The sequence below is a fragment of the Variovorax sp. WDL1 genome, assembly GCF_001541225.1.
Classification (GTDB): Bacteria; Pseudomonadota; Gammaproteobacteria; order Burkholderiales; family Burkholderiaceae_C; genus Variovorax.
This window is the reverse complement of the sequence record NZ_LMTS01000310.1, coordinates 1-826: the sequence shown is the minus strand read 5'-3', so window position 1 is coordinate 826 and position 826 is coordinate 1. Positions and strand designations below refer to the sequence as shown.

The following is an 826-nucleotide window of genomic DNA, read 5'->3' as shown; positions in this document are numbered from 1 at the left end:
GCGGGAACGTGCACCACCGCAGCATTCTTGATGAGCTGCTGCGGTTGGACATGGCGATCGAGCGCTCGGGCAGCGTCGAGATCAACGCTGCCGCGTTCGTTCCTGCAAAGGATCTGAAGGGCATGCTCGCCTTCCTGGGCGACAACGCTCGCGATCATCTGCTCGCCGGCGTGGCCAACACACTGGGAGCAGAACCACCTTTGCTGGAACGCTCTGTGTTCGCCGCGGGAATCCCCATCGACGACTGCGAGCGGATCCATCAGCTGGTGCGCGAGCGCTGCGGCGCGCTGCACAGCGAACTGACGCACGAGATGACGCGCGCCTTCGAAGCGGCCAAAAAAAGTGCCAAGGGTCGCATCAGAGTCGGCATCTACACCTACTACGAAGATTCGAGCGATGAGTAAGCTGCTCGTCCTTCCCCTTTGGCGTTCAACACCACGATCAGAAGAACAGCATGACGAACACCTTCCTGCGTAACGGCTTTCTGGCACTGTTGGTGGGTCTGCTGTTGTCATGTGGGGGTGGTGGGGGCGGAGGAGGCGGGGGCGGCGTCGGCTTCGCGCCTGCTAGTACAGCCAATTCGGTGGCCAGCCCGGCTTCAGGTGACGCGAGCGCTGCTGCGGGCATTGCAAGCGATGGTCAAGCCAGCAGCAATGCATCCGCCACATCAGGTGCTTCCGGACCGGGAGGTGCGTCCGGCGTGAGTGGCGCGGCCGGTGGCGGTGGTAGCTCCAGCAGCGGCGGTGGTTCACCCAGCGACGGTGGTGCATCCGGCGTTGGTGGTGGCGGAACGGCGACCGCGTCATCGGGCGATGACGGCTCGGGC

General features: G+C 64.2%; 1 protein-coding gene and 1 pseudogene. One reads left to right on the top strand and one right to left on the bottom strand.

Translation table 11 applies throughout. From position 1 onward, the window contains the following. The first annotated feature begins 8 nt into the window (after positions 1-8). Positions 9-404, top strand: coding sequence for a hypothetical protein (locus APY03_RS45055; protein ID WP_232324545.1), 396 nt, complete (start codon positions 9-11; stop codon positions 402-404). A gap of 235 nt (positions 405-639) precedes the next feature. Here APY03_RS45055 and APY03_RS45050 read toward each other — a convergent pair. After that, positions 640-826: pseudogene (locus APY03_RS45050) on the bottom strand (DUF3108 domain-containing protein); the annotation flags it as partial.